This window comes from Martelella alba (assembly GCF_006516955.1).
GTDB lineage: Bacteria > Pseudomonadota > Alphaproteobacteria > Rhizobiales > Rhizobiaceae > Martelella > Martelella alba.
Window position 1 is genome coordinate 256,216 of record NZ_VHLG01000003.1, and the last position, 15,296, is coordinate 271,511.

Genomic DNA, 15,296 nt, shown 5'->3' on the forward strand with positions numbered 1-15,296 from the left:
ATGGAGAAATCCCGCATCGGCGCTTTCCTGGCTGCCCCGGTCTTTGTTGCCATTCTGGCGCTGTGCATCGCGCCGCTGGCGATCCTGTTTGCCTATTCCTTTTTCCGGGTCGATTTCGTCGCCATCGTCACCGATCCTTCACTGAAGAATTATGCCCGCATCGCCTCAAGTGCGACCTATCGCTGGCTGATTGCCAAGGCCTTTCTTTCCGGCCTGGCCATTGCCGCGCTGACGGCGGTGATCGGTTATCCGGTCGCCTGGTTCATTGCCAAGCGGGGCCTGCATTATAAATCGGCTTTGCTGACCCTGCTGCTGGTGCCGCTTTACACCGGCGACATGGTGCGCATTTTCGCCTGGCGGGTGCTGCTCGGGGCTGAAGGTGTTTTGAATGCATTTCTGGTATGGGCGGGCATCGTCGATCACCCGATCGATGCGCTGCTGTTTTCGCCGCTCGCCACCCATATCGTGCTCACCTATAATTATCTGCCTTTCATGGTGATCGGTCTTTGGCTCGCCTTCGAGGCGCTGGATGACCGGCTGATCGAGGCGGCTGCCGATCTCGGCGCCAGCACGGGTTCGACTTTTCTCAGAGTGACATTGCCGCTGACAGCGCCCGGCCTTATCGCCGGCGCGCTGATGGTGTTTGTCATGGTGGTCGGTGATTACCTGACGCCGCAGCTGGTTGGGGGCGCTTCGGGCGTCACGATCATCTCGGCGATCAATGATCTGTTCGGTACGGCCTTTGACTGGCCGCTCGGTTCGGCGATCGCCTGGACCATGCTGGCCATCCTGTTCTGCTTCTTTGCTGCTGCGGTGGTGGGTATCGCCCGCTCGTCGCTTGGCAAGGCTATGGTGGGAGGGGAGGCCTGATGAAAAGCCGCGCGACACAGGTCGCGACCCTTTGGGTCTATCTCGTTTATTTCTTCATGTATCTGCCGGTCGCGATGATCGCGATCTTCTCCTTCAACGCTTCCGAGATCATCGCTTTTCCGCTGCAGGGTTTTACCTTTCAATGGTATCAGGACACCTTCACTGATTTGCGTTTGCTCGGCGGGTTGAAGCTGACATTTCTCGTCGCCATTCCCACCGCGCTGTTTTCCACGATATTGGGCGCGATGGCCGCTCTGGCGCTGACGCGCTTCCCGATCAGGCGGCGGATGCTGTTGCTCGTCCTGATCCTGCTGCCTTTCCTCATTCCGAAGATGATCCTGGCGGTGGCGCAGCTGATCCTTCTGTCCGATCTCGGCATCGCCCGCACGATCTGGACCATCATCGCCGGACAGACGATCATCATCCTGCCTTTCACCACGCTGGTGAACGCCTCGGTGCTGATGCGGATCGACAAGCGGCTGGAGGAAGCGGCCTTTGATCTCGGCGCCAGCCATTTCTCGGCCTTTCGCCGTGTGACGCTGCCTTTGATGAAAAATGGCTTGATGGCTGCCTGGTTCATCGCCTTCGTGCTTTCTTCGGCGGAATATGTACTTACCTCTTTCCTCTCGGGCCGGGCGCAACCCCTGTCCATTCTGGTGGCATCCGATTTCCGCTTCAATATTTCTCCCGCCCTTGATGCGATCGCGCTTATGCTGGTCGTCGCCAATATCGCGCTGATCGGGATTGGCGAATTCATTCGCCTGAGATCGCAGAAATAGCGGGCGTTCAGTCTTAGCTTGTGAAAGACAGGAGTGTTTCATGGCCGATTTCGACCTCCTCATTCGCGGTGGCACCTGCGTGACAGCCGCCGATACATTTGTTGCGGATATTGCCGTCAAGAACGAAACGATCATTGCGACGGGCACCAATCTCGGTTCTGCCGACAGGGAAATTGATGCGTCCGGCCTGTTGGTGATGCCGGGCGGGATCGACAGCCATGTGCATCTGGATCAGCCGTCTGATCCCGGCGGTCCGCAAATGGCGGATGGTTTTGAAACCGGTACCCGTTCCGCCATTGCCGGCGGCACGACGACGGTCATTCCCTTCGCGCTGCAGCCGCGCGGGGCAAGCCTTCGCGACAGTGTGGCCGCCTATCATGAAAAGGCGCGCGGTCAGGCCTATTGCGATTATGGCTTTCATCTGATCATCACCGATCCGACGCCAGAGGCGCTGGGGCAGGATCTGCCAGCGCTGGTTCAGAACGGCTACACCTCCTTCAAGGTCTTCATGACCTATGACGACATGGTGCTGAATGACCGTCAGCTTCTCGATGTGTTTGACTGCGCGCGTGATTGCAGAGCGCTGGTCATGGTCCATTGCGAGGGTTATGACGCGATCCGCTTCATGACCGAGAAGCTGGAAAAGGCGGGCAAGACGGCACCCTTCTACCATGGTGTCTCTCGACCGGAAGTGGTGGAGCGGGAGGCCGCGCATCGCGCGATCAGCCATGCGCAGCTGGTCGATGTGCCGATCATGATCGTCCATGTCTCCGGCCGCGAGGCCATGGAACAGATCCGCTGGGCACAGCAGCGCGGGTTGAAGATCTACGGTGAGACCTGCACGCAATATATCGCGCTGACGGCAGACGATATGAAGGGCTTCAACATGGATGCCACGGGTGGTAAATATGTCTGCTCGCCGCCGCCGCGCGATCGCGCAAGCTGGGATGCCATCTGGGAAGGGATTCGCGGCGGCGTGTTCTCGACCTTTTCGTCTGATCACTGCCCCTTCTATTTCGATGGCCCGAATGGCAAGATGTCGGGCAAGGGCAAGACCTCGTTCCGCTGGGTGCCGAACGGCATTCCCGGCGTGGAAAACCGTCTTCAGGTGTTGTTTTCCAAGGGGGTCAGCGAGGGGCGGATTTCGCTCAATGAATTTGTTGCTCTGACCTCAACCAACCATGCCAAAATGTATGGTCTCTATCCGAAGAAGGGATCAATCGCGCCGGGTTTCGACGCCGATCTGGTGCTGTGGGACGCCAATCGCGAGGAAGTCATCACGCAGGACGGCATGCATCACGGCGCAGATTACACCGCCTATGAGGGGCTTAAAGTGAAGGGCTGGCCGGTGATGACAATCCTGCGCGGCAAAACCGTCTGCGAGGAGGGACGGATTGTGGGGGCGGTCGGCGACGGGCAGTTTCTGCCGCGCGCCATTTCCCCTTACGCGGCGGCTTGACGATGGACCCGCCGGCACCCGGCAAGGCGCTGGCGGGCTGTTTTCTGCCTCCAGTTGTTTTGGCGAAAGCCAAATTCCCAGAAAAAGTCTGCGTTCGTGTAAAGTAACATTTTACTGCCCGTTGAGAGGCTGCTCTTATTGCCGTGACCGCTGACAACCTGGTTGTCGCACTTGGACTGGTCCTGTTGAAAAGGGTAGCGCAAGCATGGCATCGACGAAGATTACCTGGAGCTGGGGAACCGACACGGTGCTGGATTTTGATCCGGCAACAGACGTGCTCGATTTTGGCTGGTTTTCATCAAATTTTTTCACGATCGAAGAGGTCGATGGATCAGTGGTGATCTCGATCCCGTCAAACAACCAGACCTATACGCTTTCCGGCGTCAGCCTTTCCGATCTGACGATCGACAATATCACGGCCAGCGACACAAGTGCCATTTCTGCCTGGGAAGACGCGCTTGCCGATGCCGGCAGCGATAGCAGCGATGACGACAGTGACGCTGCCGTTGTTCCCGATGCGCCGGAAAACCTCACGGCGACGACGGTGTCCGAAAGCCAGGTGGAACTGAGCTGGGATGCGGCAACCGTGGAGGGAACAGGCACGGTTTCCCAGTACAATGTTTATGTGAATGGTGAACTGGTCGGTACAACAAGCGATACCAGCTATACTATCAGCGATCTTGATGCAGATACCGAATATTCCATAACCGTTTCAGCCGTTGACGAGGCAGGAGAATCCGCTACCTCGGATGCGCTCGATGTCACGACAGATGCGAGCACTGATGACAGTGGCGATACCGATACGGACGATAGCGACACGGGTGACACATCCGGCAGTGACAGCGACGGAAGCTCTGATGATGCCTCCGGCGACGACACATCAGACAGCGATGACAGCGACAGTTCCTCCTCGTCCAAGACCTTCTCGCCCTATATCGACATGAGCCTGAGTTCGGCACAGGATGTGGTGGATATCGTTTCCGAGGCTGGCCTGAGCGCCGTGACGCTGGCCTTCCTGGTCACATCCGGCACAGATACGATCGGCTGGGGCGGCTCCGGTGATGTCGAGGATGCAACGCTTTACAACGGCACCTCCATGGCATCGGTGATTGCCGAGCTTCAGGAAATGGGCGTGGAGGTGACAATCTCGCTCGGTGGGGCCGCCGGATCCGAGGCGGCAACGACCTTTTCAAGCGTTGATGCACTGGTCGCTGCCTATCAGTCGATCATTGACACCTATGGCGTGACCAAGCTGGATTTCGACATCGAAGGCTCTTCGCTGTCCGACACCGATGCCAATGATATGCGCAACGAGGCACTGGCAATACTCCAGGCCAACAATCCTGATCTGGAGATTTCCTATACTTTGCCGGTGACGACCGATGGGCTTACCGATGCCGGTCTGGCGCTGCTGGAATCGGCTGCTGAGGCCGGGGTTGAGATTTCCTACGTCAACATCATGGCGATGGACTACGGCGATTATTACGACAGCGGCGATATGGGCGATGATGCCATTTCGGCAGCCGAAGCGACGCTGGCCCAGCTGGATGAACTCGGCATCGATACCCAGCTCGTGATCACGCCGATGATTGGCATTAACGATGTGACCTCCGAGGTCTTCACGCTGGAAGACGCTCAGCAGCTTGTCGATTATGTCGAATCCAATGACGATATTGCCGGCATCTCCATGTGGTCGCTGAGCCGCGATAATGGCGATACGGAAGGTTATGTCTCGGCCGTCGGCAGCGGTCTCAGCCAGGATGACTATGATTTCAGCACGATCTTCAATTCGGTGACGACCTCCGACAGTTCGGATGATACGGCTGATGACGACACATCAGACGACACCAGCGATGACACATCGGATACCGATAGCGGCACGGACGACACGGCAAGCGGCGATACGGGCGACAGTTCAGACAATTCCGATACATCGGACGATGATACGGCCGACAACACGGATGACAGTGACACATCCGACGACAGCAGTGATGTCGCTGATGACAGCAGCACGGATGATGACAGCACCGGCACGACCACATCGATTGTCTGGAACTGGGGCACCGACACGGTCATTGATTTCGATCCCTCGACCGATACGCTGGATTTCGGCTGGTTCTCGTCGTCCAATTTCGACATTTCCGAAGAAGACGGCAATGTCGTGATTTCGATCCCGTCCAACGACCAGACCTATATTCTGGAAGATGTCAGCCTTGCCGATATGACGATCGACGATATCGTCGCCAATGATGCGTCCGCGCTTGCTGAATGGGAAGATGCCATCGAGGAAGCACAGGCGGAGGCTGATGCGCTGGACACGACTGATGGTCTGGTGGCCTGACGCTTTGCGTAAGGTTTTTTCAGGAGGTGGCAGGATGGGCGGGCAGGGGCAGCCAGACGTGGATCACGCGGTGGAACCCAAAACGCTTATTGCCAGTCTGCGGGCCAGGCCATCTGCATTTTGGGGTGTGCTTCTGTTCAGCGGCATGGCCAACCTCCTGATGCTGACCGGACCGGTCTTCATGCTGCTGGTCTATGACCGGGTGCTTGTCACCCGGTCGATCCCGACGCTCGTTGCGATCGGCCTGATCGCAACGGGGCTCTATATCGCCTTTGGCCTGATCAGCTATGCGCGCGGCCGCGTTCTCGCCCGCCTTGCCGATGCACTTGAAACAGAGGTTGCACCGGCGCTGTTCCGTGTTGAAATCGCTGACAGTTTCAGCGGTGTGCGTTCGGGACGCTATCCGCTTTCCGATCTTTCGACGGTGCGGCGTTTTCTGCCGTCGTCAACGGCGACAGCCCTGTTCGATCTGCCCTTTGTTCCCCTGTTTCTCGGCCTTCTGGCGATCCTGCACTGGTCCTTGGGGCTTGCCGGACTGATCGGTGCCGTCATTGTCATCTGTCTTGCGCTGATCAATATCCGGCTGACGCGTGCTGGTGTTGAACAGGCAACGCTGCGCGGTGCCGGCGCGACTGTTGTGCTGGAAGAGGCACGGCGCTCGTCGGAGGCGATCACTGCGCTCGGCATGGTGCCGAACCTGCTTGCCCGCTGGACGTCAGCACGCGATGGCGTGATCGGCGCCGATTATCATGCGGGCAATGTCGGGGCGCGGATATCGGCGATTTCGCGCTCCTTCCGGTTGTTTCTGCAATCCACCATGCTGGCGCTTGGTGCCATTCTGGTGATCAATGATCAGGCCAGCGGCGGCGTGATGGTTTCGGCCTCCATCCTGCTCGGCCGGGCGCTTGCGCCGATCGACCAGTCCGTTGCGGGCTGGCGCACGATCGAGGCATTGCGTGGTGCCTGGCGGCGTATCGATACAGCCCTTGCGCGACAGATGCCGCGGCGGGGAAATGTCGACCTTCCCGCGCCGAAAGGACATGTCAGCGTGGAAGAACTCGTGGTCATCCCGCCCGGAGAGGTCAAACCGGTTCTGCAAGGCGTTGGCTTCACCCTCGCTCCGGGGGAGGGGCTTGGCATTCTCGGACCCAGTGCTTCGGGAAAGTCATCGCTGGCCCGGCTTTTGGTCGGTCTGTGGTTTCCTGCATCGGGAACGGTGCGGCTGGACGGCGCCACGCTAGATCAGTGGGATCCGGACCGGCTCGGCCGCCATATCGGCTATCTGCCGCAGGATGTGGAACTGATCGGCGGAACGGTCAGGGACTGCATCTGCCGCCATGCGGAAGACGCCAGCGATGGTGATGTGATTGCGGCTGCCAAGGCGGCCGATGCGCATGAGCTGATCCTGCGTCTCAAGAATGGTTACATGACCCGGCTGGGGCCGGGCGGGGCTCGGCTTTCGGCCGGCCAGCGCCAGCGGATTGGACTGGCGCGGGCGCTGTTTGGCAATCCCGCGCTGCTGGTGCTGGATGAGCCGAATGCCAATCTCGATCAGGATGGCGATGCTGCATTGACGGAGGCGATCCGGCGCGCACGTCAGCGTGGCGCTGCCGTGGTGGTGATCACCCATCGCGCTACGGCTCTTGCCGCCGTTGATACGGTGCTGGTGCTGAAAGAGGGGCGCATGGTCGCCAAGGGGCCGAAGGAGGCAATCATGCGGCAAATGCTGCGTGGCAAGGCTGCCCCCGCCGCCATTCCCGGCAATGATGAGAGTATCCGCGCATGAGCGAGCCGAATAATATCCGTGAACTGGCCGTTTCCTGCACCCGTCCGCTTCGCTTCGGATTGCTGGTCACCGGGCTTGTCGTGTTTGGTTTTGGCGGATGGTCGGCCTTCGCCTCGCTGCGCACGGCCGTTGTAGCCTCCGGAACCTTGAGCGCTGAAGGCGAGACCCGCAGCGTTCAGCATGCCGATGGCGGCATTGTCAGCGCCATTCCGGTGCGTGATGGCGATCACGTCCATCGCGGCGATATCGTCATGCAGCTTGACCCCACCCAGATCCGCAGCCAGCTTGCGATCGTCGAAAACCAGCTTTACGAGGCGCTTGCCCGCAAGGCGCGGCTGGAGGCGGAGCGTGATGGCGAGGCCGAGATCCAGCGTCCCAGGCTTCTTGCCGAAATGCTGGCCTCCGACAGGGCCGACATTGTGCCGGATGGCATGGAAGAAACCGGCCGACAGGCGGCAGATCGGGTTTTCCTGGGGCAGCAACGTCTGATGAAGGCGCAGCTCAGCAAGGTCGAGGCTGAGGTCAATCAGCTCGAAACAGCGATCGGCCAGAGCCGCGAGCAGATCACCGGTATCGAGGGTGAGAAGGCCTCGGAAGAGCGCCAGCGCGATCTGATCGTCAAGGAACTCGACAGTATCCGCGAATTGTTCAAGCAGCAGCTTGTGACGCTTTCGAGGGTCCTGGCGCTTGAGCGGCAGCAGGCTTCGCTTGAGGGCGACATTGCCGGCAATGTTTCCGATATTGCCGCATTGAAGCAGTCAATCAGCGAGCAGCAATTGCAGATCCTGCAGACGCGACTCGAATGGCAGGAACAGGTGCTGAGCGATCTGAGGGATGCCGAAAGCGATGTGCAGGATCTCACTGCCCGGCGCATTGCAGCGCTCGATCAGCTGAGCCGCGTCGATATTCGTGCACCTGTCAGCGGCACGGTTACCAATCTTGCTGTCCACACGATTGGCGGCGTGATCGAGGCGGCTGAGGTGGTGATGGGGATCGTACCGGATGACGAGCCGCTGATCGTTGATGCGAAGGTTGATACATCGGCGGTTGATCAACTCTGGCCGGGGCTTCCGGCACGGGTGCGCCTGTCTGCCTTCGACCGCCGCACCACGCCGGAAATCGATGGCAGCGTCATTACGGTTTCAGCTGATCGGCTGGTCGATGAGCGCACCAATGGGGCCTATTATGCGGTCAAGGTGCGGCTTGATCAGGATGAGATTGCCGATCTCGGCGAAAAACTGGTGCCGGGCATGCCGGCGGAGGTGTTTCTGGTGACTGGCAGCCGCACGCCGATGAGCTATCTGACCAAGCCGCTGACCGACCAGTTTGCGCGGGCGATGCGCGACGATTGAAGACCGCTTCAGGCGTCCGGCTGCCAGATTTCCTTATGGCCAAAGCCTTTCGCATTGTCGGTAAGTTTGATCATCAATGGCGAAAGCGCCCAGAGTGGCGCTTTCATGCCGGAGATCTCGGGAAAGGCGGCGATGAAGGAGGCGTGCCCGGATTGCGCCTCTGCCCCTTCAAGCATGGTTGCATGGCCCTCGATCTGGATGCCGCAGAGCCGGGCAATATCACGCTCCTGACCGGCAATGGTGGCGGCAACGGCGCCAGCCCTCATCAGCGCATCGCCATGACGTGTTGACGTGGCCGTGAAGAACAGCAACCGCCGTGCTGCAAGATCCGGCACATAAAAAACGCTTGCAGCCCATGGCCTGCCATCTGCGCTGACGGCAAGCGATATCACATGGTGGCTCAGGAGAAAGGCGTCAATCGTTTCCGAGTAGGCTGCCGTCATGGCTGGGTCTGTCCTGTTCTGTCTGCGGTTCGGCGAAGCTTGCAATCAACGCCTGAATAATGGCCCGTTCGGCGGTGGAAAGCGCGCGGTCCATGGAAAAGATCACCGACAGCTGGCCGGAAATATCCTCTGCGGCAATCGGCATGGTCTTCAGCCGCCCTTCGGCGACATCACGGCGGACGGAGGAGGCGGGCAGCACCGTGCAAAGCGGTGCGCGCCTTGCCATGGCGATCGCCAGCGGAAGCGATCCGACCTCGACGGCGGGCTGCAGTCTCAGATGGCGCGCCCGCACTGCGGCCATGACGCTCTGGTGGATGCTTAGATGCCGGCTTCCCATAACCAGCGGCAGACGGCAGACCTCTTCAAGGGTCAGTGTCGGGCCGCTACCGAGATTGACGTCCGGATTGGCGATGACGGAAAGCGGCTCGCTGGGGCCGAGCGCGATGCGCCCGACCTTCGGCCCGGCCATGCCGACAATGGCAAGGTTCAGCGTACCGGAGCGGACCCGCTCGTTGAGCGTTGTGTTGGAGGCCTCGCTGATCTCCAGCCGCCAATGCGGATTGAGATCGTGGATGCGCGTCGCCATCTCGGCCACACGCGCTGTCAGCGCGCTGTCATGGCCGGAGCTTGGCAGCGTGCCGACCGAAACAATGGCCTGAGTATGGGCGGCGATATCGCGCGAAAGGCGCAGCATGGCAGCTTCGCGCGCTTCGATTTCCAGTGTGAAGGGCAGCAGCCGGTCACCGGCTTCCGAGATCGAGCTGCCATCGCTGCGGCGGGTGAAAAGCGCCCTGCCGACGCTTTCCTCCAGCTTCTGCAACTGGGCGGAAACCGAGGGCTGCGACAGATTGGCAACGCGGGCGGCGGCGGAAATGCCGCCGCTGCGGCAGGCAAGGTTGAAAAGCTGGATCTGCCGCATGGTCGCCTCTGGCTCAAAGACGATATTGTCCTCCGGTGCTGCAAGATTTTCCTTCACGAGCCGGAGAAATGTTTGCGCACGACCGGAAAGCGCGCCGCTGATACGGGCGCCGACATTGGAGGTCAGCGGCGGATTGAGCGGGGTCGCCTCGGCCTGATGCAGGCCCATGCGGGCGGAGAGGATCGAGGCGGGCAGAAGAAAGCGCAGATGCGGATTGTCGACAAGCAACTGGCCGAGATCATGCGGATCGGCATCGATCATGCTGAGCTGGTTACCGAGGCCGTTGAGCTCAACATAGCGGGCAATAGCGTTGGCGAGCGCGGGACGCATGCGGGTCACAGCCAGCCGGTCGGTAACGATATTGGGCGGCGCATCGCCCGCTGATGCGCTGACGGAGACCCAGGGATCGGAATAGAGCACCTCGGCGAAGGCATAATCGCTCATTTCGATTTCGGGATAGGAAAAAATGTCGATCTGGGCCGTCAGTTCACGCGGGATACGCTCGTAAAGCCCGGCCTCACTGTCTGAATGGCGCGAGCGGATATCGGCGAAGCGGCAGTCGATCAGCGTTTGCGGCGCGATCGTGCCCATGCGGTGGATGGCACGGTCAACCGCCTTGGATAGGCGGCCGATGGCAAAGGAAAGGTCAATATCCACCACAAGCTTTTCGAGCGGCAGGCTTGTGGCGCGACCGGCGTAATGGCGGGCCTGATGCTCAAGCTGGAGAATATGACAGGCATCACGATAGAGCCAGAAGGCGGACGACAATAGCCCGAGATGTCCGCCCTGCCGCGAAAACAGGCTCATACCGATCCGGGTTTCAAGCGTTTTGAGTGCGGTGCTGAGTGTGGAGGTTCTCAGTCCCTGTCCGGCGGCGGCCTCGGAAATCTTCAGGTTCTGGCAGGCCAGAACAAATTTCGCCAGCAACCTGAATTCGGTGACGCTCTCCATGCCGGCGAGTGTAGATGTGGGACTGCGGCTTTTCAAGACGGTGTCACCAATGGCGAAACCGCCCGGCCTGGCCGGGCGGTTCTGCTCTGTTTCGTGCTTACTTCAGCGCGCCGATCGCATCTTCGACAATGGTGAGCACCTTGGTGGAGGTGACCATGTCGAAGGCCGGGCGGATCTGCTTCTGCATGTAGCTGTCTTCTTCGACCAGCGGGATCACGTTGGTCAGTGCCTTGTAGAGCGCATCGGTGCCCTTGCCGAGCTCGAAGCTGCCGAGCTTGTCGCGTGTCAGGAAGATGGCGCGCGTGGCCAGAAGCGTCTCGACACCGACGATCTTGTGCATGTTGTCGAGGATCTGCTGCGCCTTGCGGCAGGACCAGGGGGCCATCGAAACATGGTCTTCCTGGCTGCTCTTGGTCGAGATCGAGTCCGCAACCGAAGGGAAGGCCAGCGTCTTGTTTTCCGATGCAACGGCCGTTGCTGCCGTGGCGATGATGCCATAGCCATAGTTGAGGCCGATCGGCCGGCCGGCAAGGTTCGGCGGCAGACCGTAATTCAGCGTCGTGTCGCAAAGCGCAAACAGGCGGCGTTCCGAGATGTTACCGATTTCAACCAGCGCGATGGAGAGAATATCCATGGCAAACGCGATCGGTTCGCAGTGGAAATTGCCGCCGGAAAGGAATTCCAGCGCACCATTCTCGTTCCAGAACACCAGCGGGTTGTCGGTTGCAGCATTCAGATCGCGGCTGACGAGGTTGCGGGCATGTTCCAGCTGGTCGCGGCACGAGCCGTGAACCTGCGGCATGCAGCGGAAGGAATACTGGTCCTGAACGCGGGCGTGATGCACCGGATGCAGAATGTCGTCATCGAGATGAACGGCGCGGGAGGCTTCCGACGTGCGGCGCGAACCCTCGATCAGGCGGCGGACGTTTTCGGCGGCATTGATCTGGCCGGTCTGCTTGCGCACGGCGTGGATGCGCGGATCGAAGGCGGCCTGTTCACCGCGAACGGCTTCAAGGCTGAGCGCGGCGATGGCATCAGCCATCTTCATCATCTTCTCGGCGTCATAAAGCGTCAACGCGGCCATGCCGGCGCACAGGCTGTTGCCATTGATCAGCGCCAGGCAGTCCTTGGCCTGCAGCACGAATTCAACCGGCGAAATCCCGGCCTTCTTCAGTGCTTCCGGCGCGCTCATGCGCACGCCTTCAAAATAGGCTTCGGCTTCTTCATAGCCGATCATCACCGAGACCATGTGGGCGAGCGGGGCAAGGTCACCGCAGGCGCCGACCGAACCCTGGATCGGAACAACCGGGTGTACGCCACGGTTCAGCATGTCGACCAGGCGGTCAACGACTTCGATGCGAAGGCCCGAAACGCCGAGGCAGAAGGCGTTGATGCGCACGGTCATCATGGCGCGGACCATTTCTTCCGATGCCGGTTCGCCAACGCCGGAGGAATGCGACAGGACGATGTTCTTCTGGAACTTCTCGTTGTCAGCCTGGCTGATCGGGTAATCCTTCAGCTTGCCGACACCGGTGTTGAAGCCATAGGTGGCGGGCGCATTCTCGGTCAGCCAGTTTTCTTCGATATAGGCGCGCTTCTTGATGATTTCGGCACGCGAGGCGGCAGCGATTTCGACCTTGACGCCTTCGCGGGCAACCGCAACAACCTGCTCGATCGTCAGATTGTCGCCGTCCAGAATGATAGTGCTCATGTGTAGTCCTTTGAGATGGGGGGAAGGGCCGGGGGAGACGGCGGCTTCGTTTACTGTTGGTCGAGACGCATCAGCGTTTCGGCGAGAAGGTTTGCGGCGGAGACAAAATGGGCCGTATCGGTCCATTCCTCCGGGCAATGGCTGCGGCCGTCCTTTGACGGCACGAAGATCATGGCGGCCGGCGCCAGCCGGGCGACAAAGGCGGCATCGTGACCGGCTCCCGAGGCAAGCGGGCGGGTCTTGAGGCCAAGATTTTCTGCTGCGTCGGCGATGGTGTCGCGCAGATGCTGGTCGCAGGGCACCGCGAAGGTGCGGCTGAGGCGTGTCACCGTGGCCGTGCAGGCTTCTGCGTCTGCGGCTTCGCGCGCCATGGTCTCGGCTGCGGCTAGGAATTCATCCATGGCGCGGTCATCTTCGGCGCGGATGTCGACGATGACTTCCGCCCCGCCCGGCACGACATTGGCGCCGTTTGGTTCCAGGTGGGCAACGCCGGTCGTGGCGGTGAAATGGCCACGGCCCTGGCCAGCGAGATCGCGCGCGCCATCACGGACGGCCAGCATGAAGCGGGCAGCCGCAAGGCCCGCATCCTGACGCATGGTCATCGGTGCGGTACCGGCATGGGCGGCGATACCTTCGAAGCGGACCTTCAGCCGCCCGATTCCGGCAATGCCGGTGACGATGCCGATCGGCAGGCCTTCGGCTTCCAGCACCGGTCCCTGTTCGATATGGATCTCGACAAAGGCGCGAATGTCATCGCGCAGCGGCTTGCCAAGGGCGGCCGTGTCGCCGCCGATCCGGTTGATTGCTGCGTCGAGCAGCTCTTCATCCGGGCCGACAAGGGCAAATTCCTTTGATCCAAGAGCACCAGCCATGCCGCGGCTGCCGACACAGGAAAGGCCCCATTCGCTCGGTTCTTCGGCCAGAAAATCAACCAGCTCGATCGTGTGACGTGGCTTGTAACCACTGGCTTTCAACGCGCGGATCGCCGCAAGGCCGCAGACAATGCCTGCGATGCCGTCAAAACGTCCGCCCGATGGCACGGTGTCGGAATGCGAGCCGGTCATGATCACACCGGGCTCGGAGCCTTCCAGACGGCCGATCAGATTGCCGGCGGCATCAAGGCGAACGGTCAGTCCTTCTGCCTCGAAGCGAGCCTTCAGATAATCGCGGCCTTTAAGGAACATCGGCGTGAAGGAACGCCGTGTCCAGGGCTTGTCCGCTTCGGTGATCGCTGCAAGCGCGTCGAAATCGGCCTGTACGGCCTCGGTCTCGACGGCTGCAAGGTTGGTGCGTTTGCTCATGCTGCCTGCCCCTGAAGCGGGCGGGAAGGACGCACAAAACGACCGGCACCCGGTTCTGCCAGAACATCAGTGCCGTCAAAGATCGCCTTGCCGCGCTGGAAGGTGGCGACCGTCGCGTGGCGGATATTCATGCCCTCATAGGGGCTCCAGCCAACAACATTGTGACCGCTGGCGGCGGCGTCATAAATGCGCGGACGCTCTGCAAAGACGGCGATATCGGCATCAAGACCGAGCTTCAGCCCGCCCTTCTGATCGGCGATGCGGAACAGGCGTGCCGGATTACCGGCCATCAGCCTTGCGGCAATGGTCAGCGGCAGGCCGCGTTTGGTCAGTCCGTCGAGGAACAGGCTCGCCATGACTTCAAGGCCCGGCATGCCGGAGGCATTTTCCAGCATGTTGTCGGAGGATTTGGCCTTGAGGCTCCAGGAGACATGGTCGGTGGAAATCACCGTGACATTGCCGGCGGCAACCTGTTCCCACAATGCCTCGCGCTCCTTCATCGTGCGGATCGGCGGGTTGCACTTGGCGCGGCCGAGCAGACGGGAGACGTCTTCTTCTTCGGAGAGAACGAGATAGTGAATGCAGGCCTCGATAGTCGATTCAAAGCCCTGTGCGCGGTAGGCGGCGGCCATGTCATAGCCACGGCTGGCCGAGCAATGGACGATATGGGCAGGGCAGCCGGTGGCAGCACCCAGCTCATAGACCTCCGCCGTTGCCAGCATTTCAGCAACGATCGGGCGGGAGGCGGAATGGGCAGCGTAGTCGGTGCGCCCGGCATCCTTCATCGCCTTCAGCCAGGTCTTGACGCATTCATCGTTTTCATTGTGGACACCGGCGGCAAGGCCGGTCTTGGCCACTTCGGCAAAGGCATCATGCAGCATCGGCGTGGTGATGCGCGGGAAGCGGTTGGGATCGGTCTCGAAGGTGGAAAACTTGAAAGCCGCAGCACCCGCTTCCGCCATTTCGGCAATATGGGCTGCGCCATGCAGCGGGTTGATCGTGCCGTAGAGGGCGAAATCGACGCGGGCCTGTTCGCCGGCACTTGCGGCCTTCTCGGCGATCATGTCGGCGGTCGAAATCAGCTTGCCGGCATCATAGGGCATGTCGACAATGGTGGTGACGCCACCGGCTGCTGCCGAACGGGTCGACCAGACGAAATCTTCCTGGTCCTTCTGCGAACGCGAATGAACCTGCGGGTCAATGGCGCCGGGAAGAATGAGCGCGGACCCGAAATCCTGGGTTTCGCGGGCAGCAGGCGGCGTGCCGGTGCCGAGACCTGCAATCTTTCCGTCGCGAATGGCGACAAATCCGCCTTCGCTCACGCCGTCTTCCGTAACAAGCGTACCACGGATAACCGTATCGAAGTCACTCATTTTGTCTTCCT

At 60.5% G+C, this 15,296-nt stretch carries 11 protein-coding genes; 6 read left to right on the forward strand and 5 right to left on the reverse strand.

Features of this window, described 5'->3' with window-relative positions; translation table 11 throughout:
* From FJU08_RS07595 to FJU08_RS07620, 6 genes are all read left to right on the forward strand, one after another.
* Positions 1-870, forward strand: coding sequence for an ABC transporter permease (locus FJU08_RS07595; protein WP_141148372.1), 870 nt, complete (start codon positions 1-3; stop codon positions 868-870).
* On the forward strand, positions 870-1,649 hold the full coding sequence (locus tag FJU08_RS07600; protein WP_141148373.1) for an ABC transporter permease: 780 nt from the start codon (positions 870-872) through the stop codon (positions 1,647-1,649). Before FJU08_RS07595 ends, FJU08_RS07600 begins: the two co-directional genes overlap by 1 nt.
* Before the next feature lie 40 nt (positions 1,650-1,689).
* On the forward strand, positions 1,690-3,108 hold the full coding sequence (gene hydA / locus FJU08_RS07605; RefSeq protein ID WP_141148374.1) for a dihydropyrimidinase: 1,419 nt from the start codon (positions 1,690-1,692) through the stop codon (positions 3,106-3,108).
* A gap of 205 nt (positions 3,109-3,313) precedes the next feature.
* On the forward strand, positions 3,314-5,449 hold the full coding sequence (locus FJU08_RS07610; RefSeq protein ID WP_141148375.1) for a fibronectin type III domain-containing protein: 2,136 nt from the start codon (positions 3,314-3,316) through the stop codon (positions 5,447-5,449).
* Between the two features lie 70 nt (positions 5,450-5,519).
* Positions 5,520-7,235 carry a type I secretion system permease/ATPase gene (locus tag FJU08_RS07615; RefSeq protein WP_235890623.1) on the forward strand — a complete coding sequence of 572 codons (1,716 nt, stop codon included), beginning with the start codon at positions 5,520-5,522 and terminating at the stop codon, positions 7,233-7,235.
* Positions 7,232-8,587 (forward strand): HlyD family type I secretion periplasmic adaptor subunit, encoded by a 1,356-nt coding sequence (locus FJU08_RS07620; protein WP_141148377.1) that lies wholly within the window; start codon positions 7,232-7,234, stop codon positions 8,585-8,587. Before FJU08_RS07615 ends, FJU08_RS07620 begins: the two co-directional genes overlap by 4 nt.
* Positions 8,588-8,595: 8 nt before the next feature.
* Here FJU08_RS07620 and FJU08_RS07625 read toward each other — a convergent pair whose 3' ends face one another.
* The 5 genes from FJU08_RS07625 to FJU08_RS07645 all read right to left on the reverse strand — a co-directional run bounded on the left by FJU08_RS07625 (position 8,596) and on the right by FJU08_RS07645 (position 15,285).
* A complete protein-coding gene (locus FJU08_RS07625) occupies positions 8,596-9,030 on the reverse strand; it encodes a pyridoxamine 5'-phosphate oxidase family protein (protein ID WP_141148378.1) in 435 nt (144 codons plus the stop codon).
* A complete protein-coding gene (locus FJU08_RS07630; RefSeq protein ID WP_235890624.1) occupies positions 9,002-10,936 on the reverse strand; it encodes a LysR substrate-binding domain-containing protein in 1,935 nt (644 codons plus the stop codon). The genes FJU08_RS07625 and FJU08_RS07630 overlap by 29 nt, the downstream gene beginning before the upstream one ends.
* A 61-nt stretch (positions 10,937-10,997) precedes the next feature.
* Positions 10,998-12,611, reverse strand: coding sequence for an HAL/PAL/TAL family ammonia-lyase (locus FJU08_RS07635; RefSeq protein ID WP_141148379.1), 1,614 nt, complete (start codon positions 12,609-12,611; stop codon positions 10,998-11,000).
* A gap of 50 nt (positions 12,612-12,661) precedes the next feature.
* Complete coding sequence (locus FJU08_RS07640) at positions 12,662-13,912, reverse strand: Zn-dependent hydrolase (protein ID WP_141148380.1); 1,251 nt, start codon at positions 13,910-13,912, stop codon at positions 12,662-12,664.
* Positions 13,909-15,285 carry a dihydroorotase gene (locus tag FJU08_RS07645; RefSeq protein ID WP_141148381.1) on the reverse strand — a complete coding sequence of 459 codons (1,377 nt, stop codon included), beginning with the start codon at positions 15,283-15,285 and terminating at the stop codon, positions 13,909-13,911. Before FJU08_RS07645 ends, FJU08_RS07640 begins: the two co-directional genes overlap by 4 nt.
* Positions 15,286-15,296 lie beyond the last annotated feature (11 nt).

Bases quoted from the DNA above. Each gene is read 5' to 3' on its own strand.
- FJU08_RS07595 (WP_141148372.1), top strand. From the start codon at position 1: ATGGAGAAATCCCGCATCGGCGCTTTCCTGGCTGCCCCGGTCTTTGTT.
- FJU08_RS07600 (WP_141148373.1), top strand. From the start codon at position 870: ATGAAAAGCCGCGCGACACAGGTCGCGACCCTTTGGGTCTATCTCGTT.
- hydA (WP_141148374.1), top strand. From the start codon at position 1,690: ATGGCCGATTTCGACCTCCTCATTCGCGGTGGCACCTGCGTGACAGCC.
- FJU08_RS07610 (WP_141148375.1), top strand. From the start codon at position 3,314: ATGGCATCGACGAAGATTACCTGGAGCTGGGGAACCGACACGGTGCTG.
- FJU08_RS07620 (WP_141148377.1), top strand. From the start codon at position 7,232: ATGAGCGAGCCGAATAATATCCGTGAACTGGCCGTTTCCTGCACCCGT.
- FJU08_RS07625 (WP_141148378.1), bottom strand. From the start codon at position 9,030: ATGACGGCAGCCTACTCGGAAACGATTGACGCCTTTCTCCTGAGCCAC.
- FJU08_RS07635 (WP_141148379.1), bottom strand. From the start codon at position 12,611: ATGAGCACTATCATTCTGGACGGCGACAATCTGACGATCGAGCAGGTT.
- FJU08_RS07640 (WP_141148380.1), bottom strand. From the start codon at position 13,912: ATGAGCAAACGCACCAACCTTGCAGCCGTCGAGACCGAGGCCGTACAG.
- FJU08_RS07645 (WP_141148381.1), bottom strand. From the start codon at position 15,285: ATGAGTGACTTCGATACGGTTATCCGTGGTACGCTTGTTACGGAAGAC.